The organism is Mahella australiensis 50-1 BON (assembly GCF_000213255.1).
Taxonomy (GTDB): Bacteria; Bacillota; Clostridia; order Mahellales; family Mahellaceae; genus Mahella; species Mahella australiensis.
Map to the genome: position 1 here is coordinate 3,078,757 of NC_015520.1, position 20,860 is coordinate 3,099,616.

General features: G+C 39.8%; 26 protein-coding genes, 2 tRNA genes and 2 pseudogenes. 7 read left to right on the forward strand and 23 right to left on the reverse strand.

The features are described 5' to 3' along the window. Positions 1–47 precede the first annotated feature (47 nt). The 20 genes and pseudogenes from MAHAU_RS14425 to MAHAU_RS14520 form a co-directional block, all read right to left on the reverse strand. Positions 48–239: an SH3 domain-containing protein gene (locus tag MAHAU_RS14425; protein ID WP_013782446.1), complete on the reverse strand. Its 192-nt coding sequence runs from the start codon at positions 237–239 to the stop codon at positions 48–50. Beyond that, the gene (locus tag MAHAU_RS15480; RefSeq protein WP_171804992.1) at positions 208–2,571 is read right to left on the reverse strand and encodes a phage portal protein; all 2,364 of its coding nucleotides are present in this window, start codon (positions 2,569–2,571) and stop codon (positions 208–210) included. The genes MAHAU_RS14425 and MAHAU_RS15480 overlap by 32 nt, the downstream gene beginning before the upstream one ends. A gap of 90 nt (positions 2,572–2,661) precedes the next feature. Continuing rightward, positions 2,662–4,217 (reverse strand): annotated as a pseudogene (locus tag MAHAU_RS16265) (terminase large subunit). 7 nt (positions 4,218–4,224) lie between these two features. Then, positions 4,225–4,701: a phage terminase small subunit P27 family gene (locus MAHAU_RS14440; RefSeq protein ID WP_013782448.1), complete on the reverse strand. Its 477-nt coding sequence runs from the start codon at positions 4,699–4,701 to the stop codon at positions 4,225–4,227. 91 nt (positions 4,702–4,792) lie between these two features. Further along, entirely contained in the window at positions 4,793–5,143 is a 351-nt protein-coding gene (locus tag MAHAU_RS14445; protein ID WP_013782449.1) for an HNH endonuclease, read from the reverse strand. A gap of 58 nt (positions 5,144–5,201) precedes the next feature. Then, a complete protein-coding gene (locus MAHAU_RS14450) occupies positions 5,202–5,627 on the reverse strand; it encodes a DUF6680 family protein (protein WP_041644187.1) in 426 nt (141 codons plus the stop codon). A 310-nt stretch (positions 5,628–5,937) separates the two neighbouring features. Continuing rightward, positions 5,938–6,351, reverse strand: coding sequence for a sigma factor-like helix-turn-helix DNA-binding protein (locus MAHAU_RS14455; protein ID WP_013782451.1), 414 nt, complete (start codon positions 6,349–6,351; stop codon positions 5,938–5,940). Then, positions 6,352–6,540, reverse strand: coding sequence for a hypothetical protein (locus tag MAHAU_RS14460; protein ID WP_013782452.1), 189 nt, complete (start codon positions 6,538–6,540; stop codon positions 6,352–6,354). Beyond that, positions 6,537–6,884, reverse strand: a complete 348-nt coding sequence (locus MAHAU_RS14465; RefSeq protein ID WP_013782453.1) for a RusA family crossover junction endodeoxyribonuclease — start codon at positions 6,882–6,884, stop codon at positions 6,537–6,539. The genes MAHAU_RS14460 and MAHAU_RS14465 overlap by 4 nt, the downstream gene beginning before the upstream one ends. A 24-nt stretch (positions 6,885–6,908) precedes the next feature. Then, entirely contained in the window at positions 6,909–7,154 is a 246-nt protein-coding gene (locus MAHAU_RS14470; protein ID WP_013782454.1) for a hypothetical protein, read from the reverse strand. After that, on the reverse strand, positions 7,126–7,356 hold the full coding sequence (locus tag MAHAU_RS14475) for a hypothetical protein (RefSeq protein ID WP_013782455.1): 231 nt from the start codon (positions 7,354–7,356) through the stop codon (positions 7,126–7,128). The genes MAHAU_RS14470 and MAHAU_RS14475 overlap by 29 nt, the downstream gene beginning before the upstream one ends. Next, complete coding sequence (locus MAHAU_RS14480; protein WP_013782456.1) at positions 7,356–7,733, reverse strand: hypothetical protein; 378 nt, start codon at positions 7,731–7,733, stop codon at positions 7,356–7,358. The genes MAHAU_RS14475 and MAHAU_RS14480 overlap by 1 nt, the downstream gene beginning before the upstream one ends. Beyond that, positions 7,721–8,407 (reverse strand): ATP-binding protein, encoded by a 687-nt coding sequence (locus MAHAU_RS14485; protein WP_013782457.1) that lies wholly within the window; start codon positions 8,405–8,407, stop codon positions 7,721–7,723. Before MAHAU_RS14485 ends, MAHAU_RS14480 begins: the two co-directional genes overlap by 13 nt. 18 nt (positions 8,408–8,425) lie before the next feature. Then, entirely contained in the window at positions 8,426–9,322 is an 897-nt protein-coding gene (locus MAHAU_RS14490; protein WP_013782458.1) for a replication protein, read from the reverse strand. 81 nt (positions 9,323–9,403) lie between these two features. Next, positions 9,404–10,267 carry a hypothetical protein gene (locus tag MAHAU_RS15235; RefSeq protein ID WP_013782459.1) on the reverse strand — a complete coding sequence of 288 codons (864 nt, stop codon included), beginning with the start codon at positions 10,265–10,267 and terminating at the stop codon, positions 9,404–9,406. Positions 10,268–10,340: 73 nt separating this feature from the next. Continuing rightward, positions 10,341–10,550: a hypothetical protein gene (locus tag MAHAU_RS14500; RefSeq protein ID WP_013782460.1), complete on the reverse strand. Its 210-nt coding sequence runs from the start codon at positions 10,548–10,550 to the stop codon at positions 10,341–10,343. Further along, complete coding sequence (locus MAHAU_RS14505) at positions 10,547–10,768, reverse strand: hypothetical protein (protein WP_013782461.1); 222 nt, start codon at positions 10,766–10,768, stop codon at positions 10,547–10,549. Before MAHAU_RS14505 ends, MAHAU_RS14500 begins: the two co-directional genes overlap by 4 nt. Before the next feature lie 3 nt (positions 10,769–10,771). Then, positions 10,772–11,155, reverse strand: coding sequence for a helix-turn-helix domain-containing protein (locus MAHAU_RS15485; RefSeq protein ID WP_013782462.1), 384 nt, complete (start codon positions 11,153–11,155; stop codon positions 10,772–10,774). Positions 11,156–11,170: 15 nt separating this feature from the next. After that, on the reverse strand, positions 11,171–11,407 hold the full coding sequence (locus MAHAU_RS14515) for a hypothetical protein (RefSeq protein WP_013782463.1): 237 nt from the start codon (positions 11,405–11,407) through the stop codon (positions 11,171–11,173). Between the two features lie 13 nt (positions 11,408–11,420). Next, positions 11,421–11,678, reverse strand: coding sequence for a helix-turn-helix transcriptional regulator (locus MAHAU_RS14520; RefSeq protein ID WP_013782464.1), 258 nt, complete (start codon positions 11,676–11,678; stop codon positions 11,421–11,423). Positions 11,679–11,843: 165 nt separating this feature from the next. Between MAHAU_RS14520 and MAHAU_RS14525 the strand changes: the two genes are divergently transcribed. The 6 genes from MAHAU_RS14525 (at position 11,844) to MAHAU_RS14550 (ending at position 16,233) form a co-directional block, all read left to right on the forward strand. Then, entirely contained in the window at positions 11,844–12,227 is a 384-nt protein-coding gene (locus tag MAHAU_RS14525; protein ID WP_013782465.1) for a helix-turn-helix domain-containing protein, read from the forward strand. A gap of 43 nt (positions 12,228–12,270) precedes the next feature. Further along, positions 12,271–12,630 (forward strand): ImmA/IrrE family metallo-endopeptidase, encoded by a 360-nt coding sequence (locus MAHAU_RS14530; RefSeq protein WP_013782466.1) that lies wholly within the window; start codon positions 12,271–12,273, stop codon positions 12,628–12,630. Next, positions 12,627–13,517, forward strand: a complete 891-nt coding sequence (locus tag MAHAU_RS15240; RefSeq protein WP_013782467.1) for a 3'-5' exonuclease — start codon at positions 12,627–12,629, stop codon at positions 13,515–13,517. Before MAHAU_RS14530 ends, MAHAU_RS15240 begins: the two co-directional genes overlap by 4 nt. A gap of 75 nt (positions 13,518–13,592) precedes the next feature. Beyond that, the gene (locus MAHAU_RS14540) at positions 13,593–14,405 is read left to right on the forward strand and encodes a DUF3800 domain-containing protein (RefSeq protein ID WP_013782468.1); all 813 of its coding nucleotides are present in this window, start codon (positions 13,593–13,595) and stop codon (positions 14,403–14,405) included. Positions 14,406–14,612: 207 nt separating this feature from the next. Beyond that, a complete protein-coding gene (locus MAHAU_RS14545) occupies positions 14,613–15,107 on the forward strand; it encodes a hypothetical protein (protein ID WP_013782469.1) in 495 nt (164 codons plus the stop codon). Position 15,108: 1 nt separating this feature from the next. Then, a complete protein-coding gene (locus MAHAU_RS14550) occupies positions 15,109–16,233 on the forward strand; it encodes a site-specific integrase (RefSeq protein ID WP_013782470.1) in 1,125 nt (374 codons plus the stop codon). Positions 16,234–16,303: 70 nt separating this feature from the next. Here MAHAU_RS14550 and MAHAU_RS14555 read toward each other — a convergent pair. From MAHAU_RS14555 to MAHAU_RS14565, 3 genes and pseudogenes are all read right to left on the reverse strand, one after another. Next, positions 16,304–16,379, reverse strand: a tRNA-Thr gene (locus MAHAU_RS14555). 59 nt (positions 16,380–16,438) lie between these two features. Then, a tRNA-Arg gene (locus tag MAHAU_RS14560) sits at positions 16,439–16,515 on the reverse strand. Positions 16,516–16,975: 460 nt separating this feature from the next. Further along, a pseudogene (locus tag MAHAU_RS14565) lies at positions 16,976–18,312 on the reverse strand (ISNCY family transposase). A gap of 151 nt (positions 18,313–18,463) precedes the next feature. Between MAHAU_RS14565 and MAHAU_RS14570 the strand changes: the two are divergent. Then, entirely contained in the window at positions 18,464–20,821 is a 2,358-nt protein-coding gene (locus MAHAU_RS14570) for a helix-turn-helix domain-containing protein (protein WP_013782471.1), read from the forward strand. The last annotated feature ends 39 nt before the right edge of the window (positions 20,822–20,860 follow it).

Here is a 20,860-nt window from a genome sequence, read left to right on the forward strand (position 1 = left end):
ATAAAACCACCTACTTAAAAAGTAGATGGTTCCAATTTCGATTGTTTTTAAGGCTTCTCCCAAATAACTTCATCTATTTGTTCGTCTGTCACTGTAACTATTTCGCCTTCCTGCTCAGATAATTCTATATCATAACCTCTTGGCCGATTTGAGAAATCATAAATTTCCAAAACCGTGCCTTCTCTCCCGTCTATTAATCTTACGATATCAAACTGTTTGATTTTTTGTTTTATCAACATAAGCGCTCACCATCCTTATTTTACCATCATTTTCTATTCTCCAAGCGGTCTTTACTTTTGCGGTTTTCCCGTTATTCCCTGTGATATCCATTACAATCTCATATTTATCCCCATATTGATCAGTTCCCTTATAAACAGCCGGGTACTGATCTATCCCTTGATAAATTTGCTCTATAAGGGTCTGATAATTACTTATATTATATCCCAAAGCCCTTTCAAAAGCTATTGCTTTATTTTTACCCGATGGATGACTCATGTTTAATGAATAAGATTTTAACTTCTGCTCAACATTATAAACTTTTTCTTTATTAATTATACTATTGGCAGTATTGTTTGCAATGTTTTCTCTTTCGGCCGTGATGTAGCAATCGCAGCCCTCATGAGCGGGAGGATGCTTAACGTCATGGCCTAGTGTTAAAGGTGGTCTCTTCTTTTTTGTTCTTTGTTCTCCAGTTAAATTACCATTTACTTCTTCATCTTCTGCTTCAAAAACCTCACCTTTAGCGATATAAGGCTTATTTATGCCGACAACTTTGCCGTTCAATTTGCGACAGTATGGACATGTATCGCCAGTATTTACCCACCTCACTTTTGTTACGCCGTTTTCTTTGTACGTTTCAAGAGTAAATGCATTTCCAGCCCTTACAGCTTCCTCTTGTGCTATTAACTGCGGCCTATTGGCTCTCCAATCATCAAAAACATTTTGGAGCGCTTCCGTTCGGTCTTGCCCAGCAGATATTGCGTCTTCAAGCGCCTTTCTTATTCCTGCTATAGATTTGCCAACATGGCGCAGAACGTAGACTGCAGTATAATCATCGATAAACTTACGCAAATCGCTTGAAACTCCCACTTTGCCGCCTACTTCTTCCGCAGCCGCCGCCTGAGTAGCTTCCCCATATGATACAAATACAGGTGTCATCACATCGGTTATAAACTGTTTATGTCCATCATAGAAGTCTGAAAGCCAACTATCAAACAAGGCATCGTTTCTACTGCCAAATGCCTTCCTGGCTTGCCTCATTATGTCTGCTTCTTCGCGCTTAATACAGCGCAAAGCTGCATCGGCAAATATTCTCTTATAGCTGTTAGATATACTCTTTCTTATATTGGCAGCTCTCACAGCATATAGAGGATTTATCTCATTTTCGCTTTGCCAAGTAACGCTTCGCCCTTCAACTTGTTCCTGGCTTTGTGTCTGTTGCGATTGTTGAGTAACCGTATCTGCAGGTACCATATTAAGCGGGATTAAGTAGACTTTCCCTTGGCTATCAGGCAGCGGGTTCATATTCTCAAGCTCGCGTATATCATCAGCTGAAAGCCAGCCATTCTGGCGCCCTATAGCATAGGCCTGATAGCGGCTCTGAATATCGCCTCTTAAAAGTCCATCCACAAGGAACTCAGCAAAGTATATTTGTCCCTCTGCCGGTGTAAATAGGTCCCTCTTCATCGTCTGTTCCCAGCAGACCAACCAGGGTCTCATAGTATGGACCACAAACTCTATGGATTGTTCCTCTATATTGGAAAACGTGGCACGTTCCAGATCGCCCAGCATATGCGGCGGCACATGAAATATCCTTGCTATCTCTGAAACTTGAAATTTCCTCGTCTCAAGAAATTGGGCATCTTCAGGCGGTATCCCCACCTGCTGCCATGTCATGCCCTCTTCAAGTATTGCCACTCTGTGCGATTGCGAAAGCCCTTGATGCATATCTTCCCATGATTTTTTTAATCTTTCCGCCGCGCCCTCGCTTAGTTTCCCTGGGTGTTGGAGGACACCGCCAGGATTGCTGCCATTGCCAAAAAACCGCGCGCCAAACTCTTCAGTCGCCAAAGCCAAACCAATGGCCTCTTTGGCCATTTTTATAGGTGAATAACCTATTATTCCGTCTGATGAGAGGCCTCTTATATGCATAATATTAGGTGCTCTAAGCCCAGCTTGCCCTCCACTTGGAAGCTGGTAGATGTAGAGAAGCCCTTGATTATCACGTTTGACGGTCATTCTGTCTGGCCTAAGCGGCCACAATGCGATCACTTGTCCTGCATTGTTGCGTTCTATTTCAGCGTATGCATTGCCCCACAAGCAAAGATGCCCCATTAACGCTTGTCTGAACTCAAAGCTCGTCATCTCCGGATTGGCCAAGTCATGCAGCACAGGATAAAGAGGGTGATCTATTGCCTTCTCTTTTCCGCCACCCTGCAGGCGCCTGTATACAGGGAGAGGAAGCGATGCCAATGTCCTGCTTAAAATGTCCACAGCTGAAAACACCGCAGTTGATGTCAAAGCTGTGTTCTCATTCACGGTTACGCCAGACGCAGCTCTGTTACCATTCATAAGCCAATCACTAAAAGTATTTGTACTAATTGAACGCTTGTTAAATGTTATATTTATAGGCCCTATCCTCGTTTTTATCACCTGCTTTTTTTAAAGGGTTATTATGCCCCTGTCCTCATATACTGAATGCTGCGGTTTATCGTGTACCATTGTCCTTGCTAAAGCGTTGATTAATGCCACTATGCCATCTATTCTGTCAGCGCTTTTGCTCTTTACCGGGCGTATATTTTCGTTCTCATCGTATTTAACTTCTATATTGCCAAACATCCAACGCAAAACAGGATTAGCACCATGCACCAATCTGCGGCTCACAACTAATGTCTCCAATTCCTTCATTGCCGGCGACATTGTTTTAGCCCCCTGTCTGACCTCTACCATAGTTAATCCGGCATCTGTCAAATCAAGAGCCACTTGCATGGCGTTCCAAGGGTCGAATCCTATCTCTTGTATGTCGTATATATCTTTTAGCTGCAAAATGGTCTTTTTTATAAAATCATAATCTATCACATTGCCAGGTGTTACCTTAATCAGGCCCTCTTTAAGCCATTTATCATATGGAACGCTATCTTTGCGTATGCGCTCTTTCATGTTATCTTCCGGTATCCAGAAGTAAGGGAGCGCATAAGTCTTTGGATCGCTATCTATAGGCGGAAACACAAGCACAAATGCTGTAATATCCAACTTACTTGACAAATCCAAGCCTCCATAGCATGGCCTGCCTCTCAGCTTCTCCGGCACAACCAAGCCTCCGCATTGGTCCCATTGTTCCAATGTCAGCCATTTCGTTGTTTTGTATTTTACCCACTGGTTCAGTCTCAACTGTCTAAACAAGCGCTCTTCAGCCGGATTATCTTTTGCACTCTGCCATGCAGCTCTTACTTTGTCAATGTCTATTGTTATATCAAGGCTTGGATTTGCTTTATACCAATTTGCTTCATCACCCGGATCTGCATTTTCATCTATGCCGTAAATGACAGGATACCATGTCGGATCATCTATGAGGCCATCTAATATCTTGCGCGCTTTTTCATGGACCTCCCATCCGATGCTTGTGCGATCCGGATCATCTCCGGCTGTGGTAATTAAAAAAACAGCGGTTGCGTTCTAGCATCACCGCTGCCTTTGGTCATGACATCGTATAGCTCTCTGTTGGGTTGTGCGTGAAGTTCATCAAAAACAACGCCATGCACATTCAAGCCGTGTTTGGTATATGCTTCGGCTGATAGGACCTGGTAGAAACTGTTTGTTGGCATATATATCATTCTTTTTTGAGATAACACCAATTTGATGCGCTTCTTGAGTGCCGGGCACTGATCCACCATGTCTACGGCAACATCAAAGACTATTGCTGCTTGTTGCCTGTCTGCAGCGCACCCATAAACTTCAGCGCCCCATTCATTATCACCACACGTTAAATATAATGCCACAGCCGCTGCAAGCTCACTTTTTCCATTCTTTTTAGGGATCTCAACATATGCCGTGTTATACTGCCTGTAACCATTGGGTTTCACTGTCCCGAATACATCTCTTATAATCTGTTCTTGCCAAGGTAACAACTTAAAGTATACGCCATGCCATTTGCCCTTAGTATGTTTTAGATTTTCAATAAATGTAATTGCTCTATCTGCCTCCGTCTTATCGTACACATACAGTTCACCCTTTCAATAATTGCTCCATCGGATCGCTATCTTCGCTAAACGCTTTAACCTCAATTCTCGTTCTAGCGGCAGGCGTTAAACCGAACTCAGAACATAAGGACCTGAAGTTGAGCAAGGCCCTATTTCCAATCTTAACCTCTGGCCGCTCGACAATGTTGACTGCTCCACCCTTATTTGTGTATTCGTAGGTCCTGCCATTCTTCTTTAGGAATCTTTCACACTCCACCCATATCCCATAAGACTGGCAAAGCGCCGCAAATGCCTGCCCATCTATAACGGTCATCAGTCCTAATTGTTCTAATTCTGGTATCAGCTGCTTCCATAACTTCTTTGCATCCTTGTTTAACCATGTTGGGCAATCAGGTGTGAGTGGTGTTGGTTTAGGCTCATCTGATGGAAGTGGCCGTTTCCCCGGATTGCCTTCCAGTATCTTTAAATTTGTTGGTTTTGGCGGCCTGCCTCTTCTTGCCATATGACCATCCCCTTTAAATCGAATTTTGCGAAATCTTTTTCGTGACCGTGCTGCCGGTCTCCCGGCTTAGCTATCTAGAGATTTATACCCCCTATCCCCATCGTCCATTTTCGGCTGCAGTCTTTCTGCTATGACATTCATGGCACAATGGCTCAAGATTGCTCCTATCCATATTTGCCACATTGCCATCAATATGATGAACATCAGTAGCAGCCTTAACAATCCCATGCTTAGCACATTCTCTGCATAATGGCTCATCAGCCAATACCATTGCACGTATCTTTTGCCATCGCTTATTATAGCCGCGGCTTGCTGCACTGCCACGGATTTTATTATATACACTTTCATACTGGCGCTTATGCTTATCACAATATCGTTGGCCTGGCTCACACAGCTCTGGACAACCGAAATAAGCGCATGCGGTCTTTAACCTATTAGGCATAATATCACCCACTTCAATGCAATAAAAAAGAGCCTCACGGCTCTTCAGTAACTCTAAACTATCTTAATGTCAATATATTTTTATAATAGCTGTCATCCCACTTGGTTCCGATTTTTACATTTCTACACATCTCTTTTAGTAATTTTATTAATGCATTATCTTTCAAATTTTCATTATTCATCGGTGAAGTACATGCAACTTGATATAATTCATTATAAGCGTTAATTACATCTTTGCTATTAGCAAATACTATTGGTATTTTATTTAATGCTCGCATTAATTCTTCTTTAGGCCCATTATACCAATTCCCCAATTGATATCTATAGCCAAAAATAATTTCTATTAAGCCAATTTTTGCTTTTAGGATTTGCTGTCTTTTTTGATACCAGAGATTAATCAATGTTGCCAATACTCCAGATAATATTATGGAAAATATATTCAATGCTATTTGTTGAGTAGACATATCCAAATCTTTTCCTTTCATTAATAAATTTCTATTACTAATATGAGAGATTCACCATGACCCTCGTGGGACTGAACTTGAGATTCTTCTTCGTTTGGCTTTTCGTCAATGCTCACTTATACCTTATACAATGCTCAGGTATTATATAAGGTAATAAATAAGTAAATTTAAAAGCTTAGTATATAATTATCCTTAGATTAATTATACTACAAACCCGTCAAAAAATCATATCCAAAACCCGCCAAAAATACGACAATATAATTGAAAGCGCTAAACCTTCAAATGCAGTTGTAGTGCGCTCTACAGAGTTTAGCAACTCGTCAAAAATCCGTCACAATACTTGATCAAAAAAATGCGTGAATTCTTTAAGATAAGATGGTGGCAAAGCCTCCAGTCGGCCTCTTATCTCATTTCTGATCTCTTTCACCCTGCGTTCAACCGTTTTATTGCTCATATAAAGCCTACACTCAATCTGCTTGTATGACATGCCAGCTCTATATTTCATGCGGTATATTTTCCGCTGCTCTGGGTGCAATGTTCTTATTCCTTCTTTTACCGCATCAACAACGAATGATAGTGTGGCCTTCTTTATAGCTATTTTTTCAACAGCACTATCATAGTGGCTGTTTTTTTGTACAGGAACCAGCACTACTGATGCCGACATACTCGGCTCAATATCATCAATTAGCGTCTTTAGTAATGGTAAATTGTAAAGTATCCAGTCAACCATTTTGTTTGAAATCATTTATACCACCATTCCCGGATATACTTGGTGTACACGTCGATTCACACGTTTCCATTTATCGTGCCGCATCAGTAAGATTGCTTGTTTAAAAGTAATATGCACTTCTATCGGTATATCTAATAAATTAAGCCGCTTAAACTTCTCTATGATATCCGGCTGTGTATAGCTAACGTATTCATATATCGTCACTCTGCTACCTCCCAAAGCTCAATCTCGACTCTTTCGCTTTTATCCCTTAATCGTCGTATCGCTAATACGGTCACTTGCTTGTCATCTTTATAAGCGATTCCATTCATGCCGTCTAAAATCGCCTTTTCTAAATTGTCCAAATCTCCGCATTGGCTTTTTATATATACCTTTATATCCATGGCCACGTCGCCAACTAGCGGCTCTTTTATGACTTCCCTCGTTTTCCAGCCGACGAATGTTTCATATTCACGAGTTTTTCGCGGCGTATACACATTGCCGTTTTTTCCTAGCCGTGGTCGGCCTTTTGGGACCGGCCTACCCGGAATTATGATATGGTATCTCATCTTTCTCGCTCTCCTGTCTTTTGCTCACAACTTTATCACTTTCACATCACCGAGCATCACATCGGCATATGTGAAACATTCATACGTATGCTTGGCTTTGACACGAAAAATGTGCTCATATACCTGTACCACCTTACCTTCGTACCATGGCACATGTGCCTTTCCAAACCATGCTGGCCTATATCGTACCGTTAATCCAGGTTTAATAGCATTTATAACACCGTTATAATTCCTTTGACTTCTAGAAACCGCGATTTCTTCTTGAGTCATTACCAACCTCTCCTTTCACACATGCTTCCACTTCGTTATGCCAGCTATCGCATATACCCATCAGCTGCTTGATGATTCTATCTTTCTCCTGCGATTCCAACAGCAGCTGCGCACATTTGAGCAGCAACCGGTCATGGTCCAACTTCAGTCGATCTATATAATCAGCAATATCCTCACTACAGTTAAATCTTTTATCGTTCATCACTTCTCCGCTCCTTTTTTAAACTTTATCCCTCGCGCCTCCAACGCTTTCACCACATGCTCATCGTTTTTGTGCCGCTCGTAGAAATCCACAATATTATCTTTGGCTATCATTTCCGGATCAGCCACTTCAGCTACCCATGGAATATAATAACTGGATTTCACCTTGCATTGCTGGCCGTCATAGCTATATTTCGTACCAGCTGGGCATATGCAATGTGCTATATACTCGTATTCACCCATATCTGTCTTTTTACGATACATCACCATTCCGGTATCGTTGCATATCCAGCAGGCGGGCAGCTCAACATTTTTCTCATCCGGCTGGTCTGGCCGATCATCTTTTAATATCTCAACATCAAAAGTCACTGGGCCCATCTTTTTAACCTCCAATCCTCTCCTGATACCTTAACGAACTCGCACATCTCGGCCAATCTTGAGACTATAGCATCTCCCTTCTCGCCCAATTTTTTGCGGAGAACTGCTGATGAAAAGTTCGTCGTCACTATGATCGGCCTCTCATTCTCGTATAACCGGTTGATGATCTGGTATATCACAGTTGTGGAGTTTTCCGTTGCATTTTCTTTCCCCAAATCATCGATAACTAAAATATCCACGTTATCCGTGAAGGTCCTTATCATTTCAGCTTCTGTCAGTTCTGAGTCCCTTCTGTAAGTGCTCTTTACAAGCGTCAATATGTCTATCACATTGCCGAATATGACCGAATAAAGCTTGCTAATAAGCTCATTAGCTATGGCAGCCGCAAGGTGGGTTTTCCCGGTTCCCACCGGGCCAGTGAAAAGCAATCCTTTCTCAACATTTGGAAACCTAGTGGCGAATTCATATGCTATTTTATAAGCATTCAACGCCTCTGGACTCAGATTGGCGGTATCGAAAGTTTCAAACGTCCGCTTTGCAAATCTGCTGCCCAATCCGCTTTTATTCAGCAGTTTCATCGCTTTGGACTGTTTCTCTTTTTTGAGCATTTCCTGAACATTCTTCTCGTTTTGAGCTATGCTTCTGCGAATGTACTCTGTTAACTCGTCATTCATTGGTTTTGCCTCCTAAGCTTAAAAAAGATTATCATACACATTGCCAGCCGAGGCCTCATTTGGTCCAGCCCTCGCTTTCTTGACCTGCATTTGATACTTGGCGAGTTGCCTTTCTACAACAAGCAGGCTGTCTATCTTGTCATGCCAATATCTATCGCTGAAAAGCCAGTCTATGCAATCCTTTATCTCGCCGCTGCTCGCCATATTCAGCAACCGGTGCGCGGTAGAGTAGTTTTTAAGCAGCCAATCCTTAGGGAAAACCGTAACGCCATTGGCCACAAGCTTATCTTTGAGGTAACATGCAATAGCTTTATCCTCGTCCGAATATTTAGGCCCTCGTGCTTTAGCCCTAGCGGTTGGTTCCCCTTTGGCCTTTGTATCATCATTTTGGTGAGCTTGCTCACCATCTACGTTAGTAGATATAATATATTTATTTATATATTTATTTAGGCACCCCTCAACGTCAGTCGTATCAAGGCTTTGAGGGTTGTCAACCCTTGTACAAATAGACAAGGGTACCCTTGCACATTTGTACAACCCTTGCTTTGTCTTTTCGTTCAACCCTTGCACATTTATACAACCCTTATACCATTGTTCAACCCTTGTATTAAAAGTGTAGGTGGGCACTTTGCCGGGCTCATAGCTGGTACGAATAATTATGCTCCATTCAATAAGCTGCTTCAGCTGTTTTGAAACATAGGAAGGAGATGTATCAACAGCTTCTGCGAACTCTTTCAAGGAAATGCTATCTTCTTTTATCCCCCAGCCATAAGTTCGCCGGAATAAGAACATGCATATTCCTTTTTGAACCCCGCTTATCCTCGCCATGGCCAAAGCTTCGAGTATCAAATTGGCAAGCGGTGTATAGCCATCTTCTATATCTGCTTTTAAAATTTCCCGGTCTCCTTTTGGCATTTATATCCCACCTTCTGCTCCAAACTCTTTATAGAGGCGGCCGAAACCGCCTCTACTCTCTGTTCCAGATGAATTCACTTGTTAACTGGCCGCGGCTTTAGCTTTAGCCTGACATGCCCGGCATAATGGCTTGCCGAATGTGGAATTGCTGTATCGGTCCTCCGCTGCCGTTATTGTAGCTCCGCATTCTGAGCATGCATGGCCGGAGCCATCATTTTTAGCCGTGGCAGCTGCTGGTTTTGGTTTTTTAGCATCTATTACGAGAGATGCCTCACTGCGCAATACATCTTTCAGATCCGTTATCTCGCGGCCGCATATCTGGGATATTTCGGTTAGCATATCATCTTCCGTGACCTTACCGAATAGCTTCTTTATTAAATCTACTTGCTTGCTGCTCGCGGTCTCGATGCCCCCTGTTAGATCCTCCATATCCTGTGTAAACTTTCTGCTCGCCGCTGTGGCCTTTAATACTGCATCTATAAAAGCTCTCTTATTGGCCATTTTAATGAGTGTATTTTGTAGATCAGCCGGATCTGCATTTTCGACCGTATTGCCTTTTGAGTCTTTGCGGTACCGATATTTCCGCTCATAACTGTTGGCCGATCCAATACCATATGCAACTTGTGCTCCGCTTTCGATATGTATGAGCGGCATACCTACCACATAGCTGAATATACCTTTCTCGAAATCCTCGTTGCGATCCAATATATCAGCTTTGCCCTGGGCCAATTTGAACACTCGGCATAATATCTCAGCGCCCGGCTTTAAGAGCGTCGGTTTGTCAGTGCCTGGGATACGGTCATAATCGACCTTTGGCTCTAACAACTGCTCAAATAGCATATCCAGCGCATCGCGCATCTGGACAGCCTTAGCGATCTCAGCTCCGATATTCCGAGGCATAATGTCTACTGTTACTACCGATACTTCTTGAATTTCATCGCTCATTTTCATTACTCCTTTACTCAATTTGTTAAACATGCTATAATTAATCCGTAATATTTTTTTGTAATGGCGCTTTCTAAGCGTCTTTTTTTATTTCCTGCAATGTCGTTTTTACACTATCTATTAAGCCTGTAACCAGTAACGCTAGTGGTAATACAAGCCATTCTCCGCCAATGGCAAAGTATCCTCGCGCTTCGTATGCGCTGTGTATCGCAAATGGCATAAGGACTAGCCCAATGCCTAGTGCTACAATATATAACCAGTATTTTTTAAACAAGCGCCTCATTTTTTCAGCCCTTCTTTCACAACATAGAGGTCATAACCGCCGACATATTCACCAGCAAGTTCCTCCAACTGCTTCCGGCATTTTTGTAATTCGACCTCAGCATCCTTAGCTGCTCGTATTTGCCTTTGCATCTCCATCATCCTTGAGAGTATTGTCGCCATGTGTTCCTCGGTTTTAAGCCTTTCGTCCTCATATGTCTCATGTTTGTATATCATCATTTCTCACCTCCTTTTCCTGCCCATGACTTGCAACTGCACCTCATCCGATTGTTCTTGGTGCTTTTGCTCTAGCCATTCCAGCAGCGCCTTCTTTGGCACTCGCACTTGCCGGCCTATGTGCACCGCCGGAAATCCCAGCCAATGACTCATTTCATACGCCTTGGTAACACCTATTTGGAGGAATTGAGCCATCTGCTGAATTGTCAGTACCGTCGGGAAACCGTCATCAGCATCATCTATTTTGGCATCCATCAGATCAGCTCCAATGGTCTTCTCCACATCAGCTTTGGCCTTCATAAGCGACTTATCGTTGGCCCGTTCCTCTGGCGTCAATGATGTAAACTTGGTCAAAAGCTGTATCAGCAGGTCCTTCTCTTGTTCTGTCATGATTTCTACTCCTTTCTAATCTCCATAAAATGGCCTATCCGATAGCCTTGTTACCGTTACCTTCTTGCCGTAGTAGTCCTGCAGCACTCGACCATCGGTAAATATTAAACGGACGAACCGTGAACCAACGCGGTTTAAGATGCTTGACACTATACCATGGCTTTTTACTTCATCTCCGGGCCAAACATCTTCAATATTCATGGTCCATGGGCCTTTATCGCTCAAGTATTTCTTTCTCGTTTCTGCTCGCATCTCTCTCACCTCCTTATGCCATCTCGGTTTTGTCCCCAACAGTACCATCTTTATAACCACAAATTGTTGTATTAGTGGTTATAAAAATATCTGGGAAGAGTTCTTCCATGGGTGTCTCATAATATCTTTCAAACTCTTTCATTAATTTGATATTAGGACTTCTTTCACCACGCTCTATATAACTTAAAAATTGCTGACTTATTCCTAATTCACTTGCAACAGCAGTTTGACTGCGTTCTCCTCTTAATTTGATTAGTTTTTTGCGTTCCATTATATCACCTCTTATATTACAACGTAATGTAGTATTTCCATAATAAGAATATCACAACGTTACGTTGTTGTCAATAGCTTTAGCTAAAAATTTTACAACAAAAAGTGTATTCATTATACAACATAAGGTTGTATAATGAATAAAGAAAGTTAAGGAGGATACAACATGAATAGGATAAAAGAATTACGGGAGGAGGCTAAAATCAGCCAAGCCGAGTTAGCATCTATATTAGGTGTTACACAACAGGCTTTAAGCAATTACGAAAATGGTCTAAGAGAACCTGACTTAGATACAATAAATAAAATTGCAAATTATTTTGGAGTATCTATAGATTATTTGCTTTGTCGTACCAACGTTCGTAACTCAGATGTTATTGAAGAAGCCATAAAAGACGATCCGGAACTGGAACGCATATGGAATATGCTCAATAACAGAGAAGAAGTCCGCCTGATGTTCAAAAAGATAGCTGATCTAAAGCCGGCTGACGTGAAGCGAATACTCAAGATAATCGAGATCGTCGAAGAAGAAGATTCCGCATCGCAATTATAATTACCCGATCGGCGATGGACAAGCTTTATGGAGGCTATGCATAATGGTTAGAGAAATACTTTCAGCTATGCGCAATGAACAAGATTTCGATACTTTGTTATGGACATATGGTATCGTATGTAAACTAGAGATGCTGCCCGGCTACATCTATGGATTTACATATAAGTCAACATCAAGCATATACCACATATTTATCAACGAAGCTCTATGCGATGTTAAAAGAAATGAAACCGTATTGCACGAGCTCGAGCATATAGAATTGGGCCATTTCGAGGCTGGCTTTATCGGTATTATAGATATATACTATGAGGAACAGGCCGATAAAGAAGCTCAGAAGATAGCTGAAGAAACGGCCATATATAATTGGGAGGTAAAAATAATAAGCGGAGGCATTTATAAATGAATATTTTAAAACATATACCAGGTTTTAGATCTGGAGCTTGGTGGAAAAAGTTAATCGCTGCAGTTTATTATTTATTCAGCCTGCTTATACTTATACCGAGTATTGAAACAGGACTAGCACTCCTGATCTTACCGTTTATAATATTCGGCCTTATAGATAAAATAAAGGCTGGACAGATTTCCAATAATGAAGCCGCTCCTGAGGTAAAACAAACTAATAAGCAAAAGACTACTGTTAAGCTTAATGTTACAATAGAAGGCCCAAAACAGCAGCCCGCTCCTGCACCTGTTTTAAATACACAATCAGTAAATCATCGAATAAATATTAATACCAAAAAGTGGCTTAATACTTGCAATGAATTTGTGGCCATTGACTTGGAAACTACTGGACTAAATCCAGCAATAGATAAAATTGTTGAAATTGCTGCGGTAAAATTTAAATATGGAGAGATTATCGACTCTTATACAACTTTAATTAATCCAGGTATACATATACCATCGAGCGCTTCTAAAATAAATCATATAACAGATGAGACGGTACACGGTGCTCCTGATTTATCTGAAGTTTTGCCTAATTTGTTAAACTTCATAGGAGACTCGATTCTTGTTATGCATAATGCTTCCTTTGACCTTAAATTCTTGAAGTATCATGCTGCAAAGCTAGGTTATGACATTAGTAACCCATTTATAGATACACTGCCAACATGCAAGAAACTTTTTACCGATTTCGAAAACTATCAATTAGCTACTGTGGCTAACTATCTAAAAATAAGTACTGCTGATACTTTCCACAGAGCATGTAATGATGCAGAGATATGTGGGCCAGTATTAATTAAGTGCATTGACACGGCAAAAAATGAAAGCAGCCAAGGAGCCGGTCTTATATGAAGTGATCTGTGTAAATCTGTTTATTGGCCTATATTACGGCAGAAAATTTATTCTATAAATAAAGGAAGAGCAAAAATGTATTTAGTTTATTGTGATGAATCAGGGGACGACGGTTACCCATATTATTCTTCTGAATTATTTGTTTTAACCAGTATCTATATGCATGATTTATCTTGGAAACAAAATTATGATAAAATGGTAAACTTTAGAAGAAAGCTCAAGAGAGATTATGGCTTTCCAATTAAATTAGAATTTCATACTAAAGCCTTTTTAACTGATAAAAAGCCCTATCGACAATTCAATTGGACTGAAAATGAGAAAAAGCAGATCCTATATGATTTATTTAACTTTATAGCCTCGCTTGATATAAAAATTATAAATACGATTATAAATAAAAAGAAGATTATCTCACCAGATTATCGAGTCTTAGAAACCGCAGTAACTTATGGCACACAACGTATAGAAAACGACTTGAATCAATACTGCGATAAATGTGTTTATGATAATATATGCTCCGAATGTAATTTTTTAATAATAACTGATGAAGGAAGGATTGGAAAAATGCGTAAAGTAACTCGTAAAATACAAAAAATAAATTATATTCCTTCAAAGTATGGTAACCCATACCATAAGGAAGTAAAGCGCATAATTGAAGATCTATTACCTAAAAACTCAAAAGAATCTTACTTTTTGCAGGTAAGCGATGCTATAGCATATATAGTGTATTTACATGTGTTAATAAACTTTAATAAAGGTAAACTGCCAAATAGAGTGGCAAATAAAATCAATATTAACGATATAGCTAATCTCTTAGGAATAATAAGAAACAGAATTAACTTTAAGGCTGGACCCCAAAATGAATTTGGACTTGTAATATATCCTCGATAAAAAACACCACCTACTGCACATTCGTGCTCTCAGTGGTTCACTTATATTATATGCTACTTTATAAATTTTAGTCAATGATTAAAATTTGGTAATTTAATATTGGGATGATCTTGATATGCGAGGATACATGTAACGTAAGATAGCCTGAATAGTACCCACATATTAAGCGGTTTACACATAAACCAAATTATAGAAAGAAGGAAAAAGATGAAGTTAACAAATTTACAGCGGATTATACTAGTTGTGTATGCCATCGTGATCATCAATATATGTATCTTCTTTGCGCCTAAATCATTCTTTGCGCGTTCGGATGGCGTTAATATAATACAACATATTGAATATTCGCCTGTGTGGCGTAATTCTCATTATTTTAGAACAAGGGCAATCAAGCAGAACGCATCACCACAAGATGTTAACAATGCTGGAGAATTGGATTGGTATATCCGCATTGATTACTATCGCATGTTTGTAGAAATATTTGTTGCTACCGTTATTGCCAGTATATTATTCGTGCTCTCTATGTTCCCAAAAGAAAAACTCGCAAAAGTTAATGTGGATGCAACACCTTTACCTCAGGTTACACAAAAGAAAAAGATACCGTGGTGGGGATGGATGTTAATATCATGGGCCATCTTCCCCGGAGCAGTTATTGTTATTGCATGGATCGCTGATTTAATCTCAAAAGTAAAAGGAGGATCTTGATATGCGAGGTCACATACGTAAAAGAGGATCGACTTACAGTATTGTCGTAGACGTCGGAAATGACGAAAATGGCAAGCGTAAGCAAAAATGGTACAGCGGCTACAAAACCAAAAAAGAAGCAGAGAAAGCACTTGACCTGCTATTGGCCGAAATCGAGAAAGGTGAATACGTCAGACCAACAAATATGACAATTGGCGAATTTCTCGATGAGTGGTTAGAAGTATATTGCAAACCTAAACTGGCACCGAAAACGTATAAGTCATACAGTGACACTGTACGACTATATTTTAAGCCGATTTTGGGGCATATTGAGCTTGCAAAGCTTAAACCTATTACAATACAGCGTTATTACAATATGCTCAAAGAAGAAAGTAAGTTATCTGATACAACAATAAATTACCATCATAGATTGCTGCGTCAAGCATTAAAACAGGCGGTAAAGTGGCAATATATAAGCAAAAATCCGTGTGATGCTGTTGATGCACCGAAGAAACGTAATACAGAAATGAAAGTGTGGGATATAGAAGATGTCAAAAAGGCTGAAGAAGTATTGAGTAATTCTCCTATATTTCTTCATGTCATGCTCGCTATATATACAGGGATGCGCGAAGGCGAGATATGCGGCCTAAAATGGGAAGATATTAGTTTCAAAGACGGTACTTGCATGGTCCGGCGTACTGCTCAACGTGTAAACAAAAAACTAATATTTAAGGAACCAAAAACAGATACCAGTATCCGCATTGTAGCCTTGCCTCAAAATATAATTGAGCTGCTAAAGCAGGAGAAAAAGAAACAAGCAGAGAATAAAATACTTCTTGGATCCGCATATGATAGCAGTTATGAAGGATATATCAGTGTATGGGAGGACGGCCATTTTAAAGAACCAGATTATGTAAGCAAGAAGTTCCATAAGATATTGGCTATTACACCAGAGCTACCCATGATACGCTTTCATGATCTGCGTCATACTCACGCCAGCCTCATGCTTGCCAGCGGCGTAAATATGAAAGTTATATCCGAAAGGCTTGGCCACTCACAGATAGGGATCACAATGGATTTGTATTCGCATGTATCCGTAGACCTTCAAAAAGATGCAATAAAAAAGCTGGAGACGCTACTCCAGTAAATGGATGTTTGCAAAATGTTTGCAAAGGGCGGCTAATTTTAAATGCCGCCCTTTAAGAATGCCTATTTTATGGAGCTGGCGAAGGGACTCGAACCCTTAACCTGCTGATTACAAATCAGCTGCTCTGCCGATTGAGCTATGCCAGCTTATACTCTTTAACGATACATTATCTGAATAATAGTGCCCATAATGCAAAGATATTTAGTGGTGCGCCTGGAGGGATTCGAACCCCCAGCCTCTTAGTCCGTAGCCAAGCGCTCTATCCAATTGGGCTACAGGCGCTCATCACAGTATATAGTATAGCCTTTATTTATCCTTTCGTCAAGAGTAAAATTTGGCTTCCTACAGACGCCGAGGTCGTAATATATGACTATTCAGCTATGTTACACACAACAGTATCTGAATGTCAATAGTCAGCGAAAATGTCATAGTAAATGGCTGATATTTATTCAGCGAAAATTTCATAACGAGGCATAGATTTACTATAATTGGAACATTAAATATAGATTATATTACAGTAAGCTGGTTATATAACTTTAGCAACTTACATTAATATGATATGAGAACATATATTACCACCAAATGAGCAAAAAAGATAATACTATCTTAAGGCTTACTGCTTTGCTAAATTCTAGCTGCTCCATTCCCGTGCGTAAAGGGTAAAATAAACAAGCTCCGCTTGCCCTTGACGCACGTTCATTTCGCAGCTATTATATAATTAGGCTGTAAGCCTTAATACTGGCTAGTGCCAGGCGCGTGAGGAATTATACAGAGCCTCTAAAATCTCTCTGTCTGATTCCTCATACCAATATGATGGCGCCTTCTGCCAACCTTGTTTCCAAGGATGAGTGGGAGAAGGCTTATAAGGCTTAGCTGTGCTCGATGAACTTGCCTTATTAGCTTTCTGAGCTTTCTTAGGCGGTTCATCGAGCTTTTTCACAGCATATATATTATTGCCATACTGCACCGTATACCTATCCTGGGGCTGGTAAGAACCGTTATCTTAGCTCTAGGAACGATAGGTGCAACGGTTTTGCCATCATCACATACAACTTGATAATATTGGCTGTGTAGAGAAAATACGCCGCCATTATCAACTTTTCTAGATAACTTAACACAAAGTATATTATCTAAGTCGATATCCGGCGGTGATTCTCTAAAAGCAGGCTCGGGATCTTGAGGCTCTATGGCGAACCTTTTATTATATCTCTCCAGGAACTTAGGCAAAAACTCATTGGCCTTTTCCATAGAATCAATGCCATAAATCCTCAATTCTGCCCTGAGCCTATCCTGCAAAGTATTCCATAGCCTCTCTACGCGGCCCTTAGCCTGAGGGGACCTGGCATTAATGATAGATATACCCAATGTACTCATAGCCATTTGGAACTGGGTTTCATTTACCACTTTACCCTCAAGCTGCTCCTCGATAGAGATTTTACCCTTATTAGGAGAAGCAAATATAGTATGCTTATCGGCATATAGAGATATAGGGATACCATATTGGCCAATGATGGTACGCATGAGCTCAAAATAGCCATTCATACACTCGTTTTCAGTAAAATAGAGCGCGAGGACCTGACCGGTGGCATCGTCTATGGCACCGTGGAGAGCCATATTACCTACAGAAGGAATCCATTCAAAAGAGGTGCAATCGATTTGCACCAACATGCCAGCCTGAGGCATACGTTCCCTTCTAGCATGAATCTTACGAGGGCGTCTATGCTTTCTAGGGCTTTGAATACCGGCCTTATCAAGGATTCTATAAACCGAGGAATTACTAAGAATAATACCCTTATCATCCTCAAGCAAATCTCTAAAATGAGAGAAATTCGTATCAAAATACTGTTCCTTCCTCAAAGTGAGGATATGGTTTACTAGCTCATCGCTTAAAGCATTAGCAGGTTTACGGCCTCTGTTCTTATGAATAACGAAAGACGCACCTTGTTCTTTAACCCCCTTCTTAAGTCTAAATATTTGACGAACACTGAGGTCTAAAACCTGCGCAGCTTCACTTGCGGTTAACGTCCCATCGATGACTTTATTAATAACAACAAGTTTTTGCATTTCGCTCTCTGTCATACAATACTGTTCCTCTCTCCTCATAATGACATTATCGCAGAATAATTTTACTATGACAATATCATAGAATAATAACAACACAACAGTATCTGAATTGATTTTACGACGAAATAATATTATAATTTGTAAAGAAGGGGAGAGTGGAGAATGAATGATTAAGTTTAAGAACAAAGACCATATGAAGGTTATAGGCAAAAAGCATTTTTTCAGGTTAATTTATTTTTATTTCTTGATTCCTGTAACCATAATGCTTATATCTACTTTTTTTATATATAACAATTATAAAAGCTCCTTTGAGAAGGAATTGGAGTCCAATTATATATCCAATTTATCCGCATTAGCCGACGATATAGACAAAGCATTGAGCGAGATACAGAATACGACCTTCCTTTTATCTTTGAATAGCAATTTTTATGATGTATTTTACTCGGATAATGAATTAACGCCGCTCGATGGCTATAAAATTCAGGCTGTCAAAAATAATTTAATTAAATTCAAGTCCACCAAAGATTTAATCGACAGCGTATACATCCTTCACAAAAGCAGCAACAAAGTTATAGATACCAACGGCAGCTATGACGCGGAGGGCTTTTATTCCAGGGTGGCTAAATACGATAAATATCCTCAAAAATTCTGGTTTAATTTTACTAATAATTTTACTTCCTACCAAATGCTGAAACCCAGCATCTTGGAAGATAGCTCGAACGGCGTTTCTTATAAAAGGACGGTAATACCGTTTGTAACCTCTGCTATCGAAAGCCTCAAATCCCCCAACCTGCTAGTCGTTAATATAAGCGTAAATAAGCTAAATAGTTTAATAAACAAATATAGGTTCATAGATAGCAGTCAAATAGCTATAGTAAGCTCAGACGGCACAGTATTTTCGTCTACAGATATGCATTTGGCCAATTTAATGACCAGCAACGGCAATTTAATGCCGAATATAATCAAAAATTACAATAATTTCTTTGAATATACTATAGACGGCAATAAACATTTGATTATAAACTTTCATTCTGATTCTGCTAAATTCAATGACTTCATCTACGTAGCTTCTGTACCTTATAACGACTTCTACCAAAAGCTATCAAATATAAGGTTGCTGGCTTATTTATTCATTCTATTCGGTGTTTTAGGTTCTTTAATTATATCTTATTTCATGAGCGTAAAAATATATAGCCCTATAAATAATCTGGTTGATATACTCGCCAAAAATGATATCGAAGAACAAGCTGCAAATGATAATGAGATAGAGTATTTAAATAGCCAGATAACGAAAATACTGTCAGATAATAATTTTTTAAGGCAGGATTTATCCATGGTACTACCGTTTGCATCTGAACAATATCTTATCAAAATACTGACAAAAGACGATTTTTTATTGGACGATGATATTAAAGATTTTATAAGCAACGATAATCTAAACTTTAAATACCAATACTTTTGCGTTGCTGTAACAGAATTGAATTTCAGCGATAAATTTTATAATTCCTACAACAATGATGAATACTTAACCGTAAGAAAGGGTATAGCAAAATTATTTGACGAAATCGCTCTCAAAGATTATACTTCCTATGCATTAAATCTCGCAAGAAATACGATAGGTATTGTGATAAATATGGCCGATGAAAACGACATCGATAACATATTGCCTAATATGCGCCATATGATAGATCTATTTAATTATGACGCTGATCTTTTGAATATTAAAATCGGCATGGGACGTGCTTTTTCTGGTTATATCGGTATGAACCAGTCATACAAAGAAGCTGTGAGCGCATTGTCCTCTATACCTTCATCAAATGATGACAAACTGAAGGTTTACTCCGATATAATGGATTATTCCAATTATCAATACTCAATACGCGATGAAAACAAATTATATAACTATCTTCTAACCCCTCACAAACAAGAAGCGATATCGTTCCTGAATTTATTAATAGAAAAAAATCTTCAGGCCGATCTTCCGCAAAATGTTACAAGACAATTTTACCTGAGCTTATATAATACCATGCTTCGAGTAGCGGAAAATAAGGGGTTAAGCGTAAAAGAATTAATGGGAAATGAATACATGGACCTTCAGTCCGGTATAGAGCTTTTATCTATTAACGAAATCAACATGTATATAAGGCTAATAGCGGACAGAATGCTTGATATCACCGCCGGCAACGGAAAAATAGATATAAATAAAGTAGTAGAGTATATTGAATCGAATTATCAGGCGGACATATACTTAGAGCAAATAGCCGAAAGATTTAACACATCGGCCAAATATCTTTCAAGGCTATTTAAGGAAACATTAGGCGTTGGCTTCCATGAGTATTTGACGACATTCAGGATAGAAAAAGCCAAAAATTTGCTTACAGATACCGACCTAAGCGTAAACCAAATAGGACAAATGATCGGATTCACCAATTATAGTACATTTTTTAGACTTTTTAAGAAGTATGAAGGCGTCAATCCTTCGCAGTATAGAGATAGCCGCAAAAATGATACGGATGTTTCGTGAGGACTTAAATAAGGCGGCCACTTGTGCCGCCTTATTTAA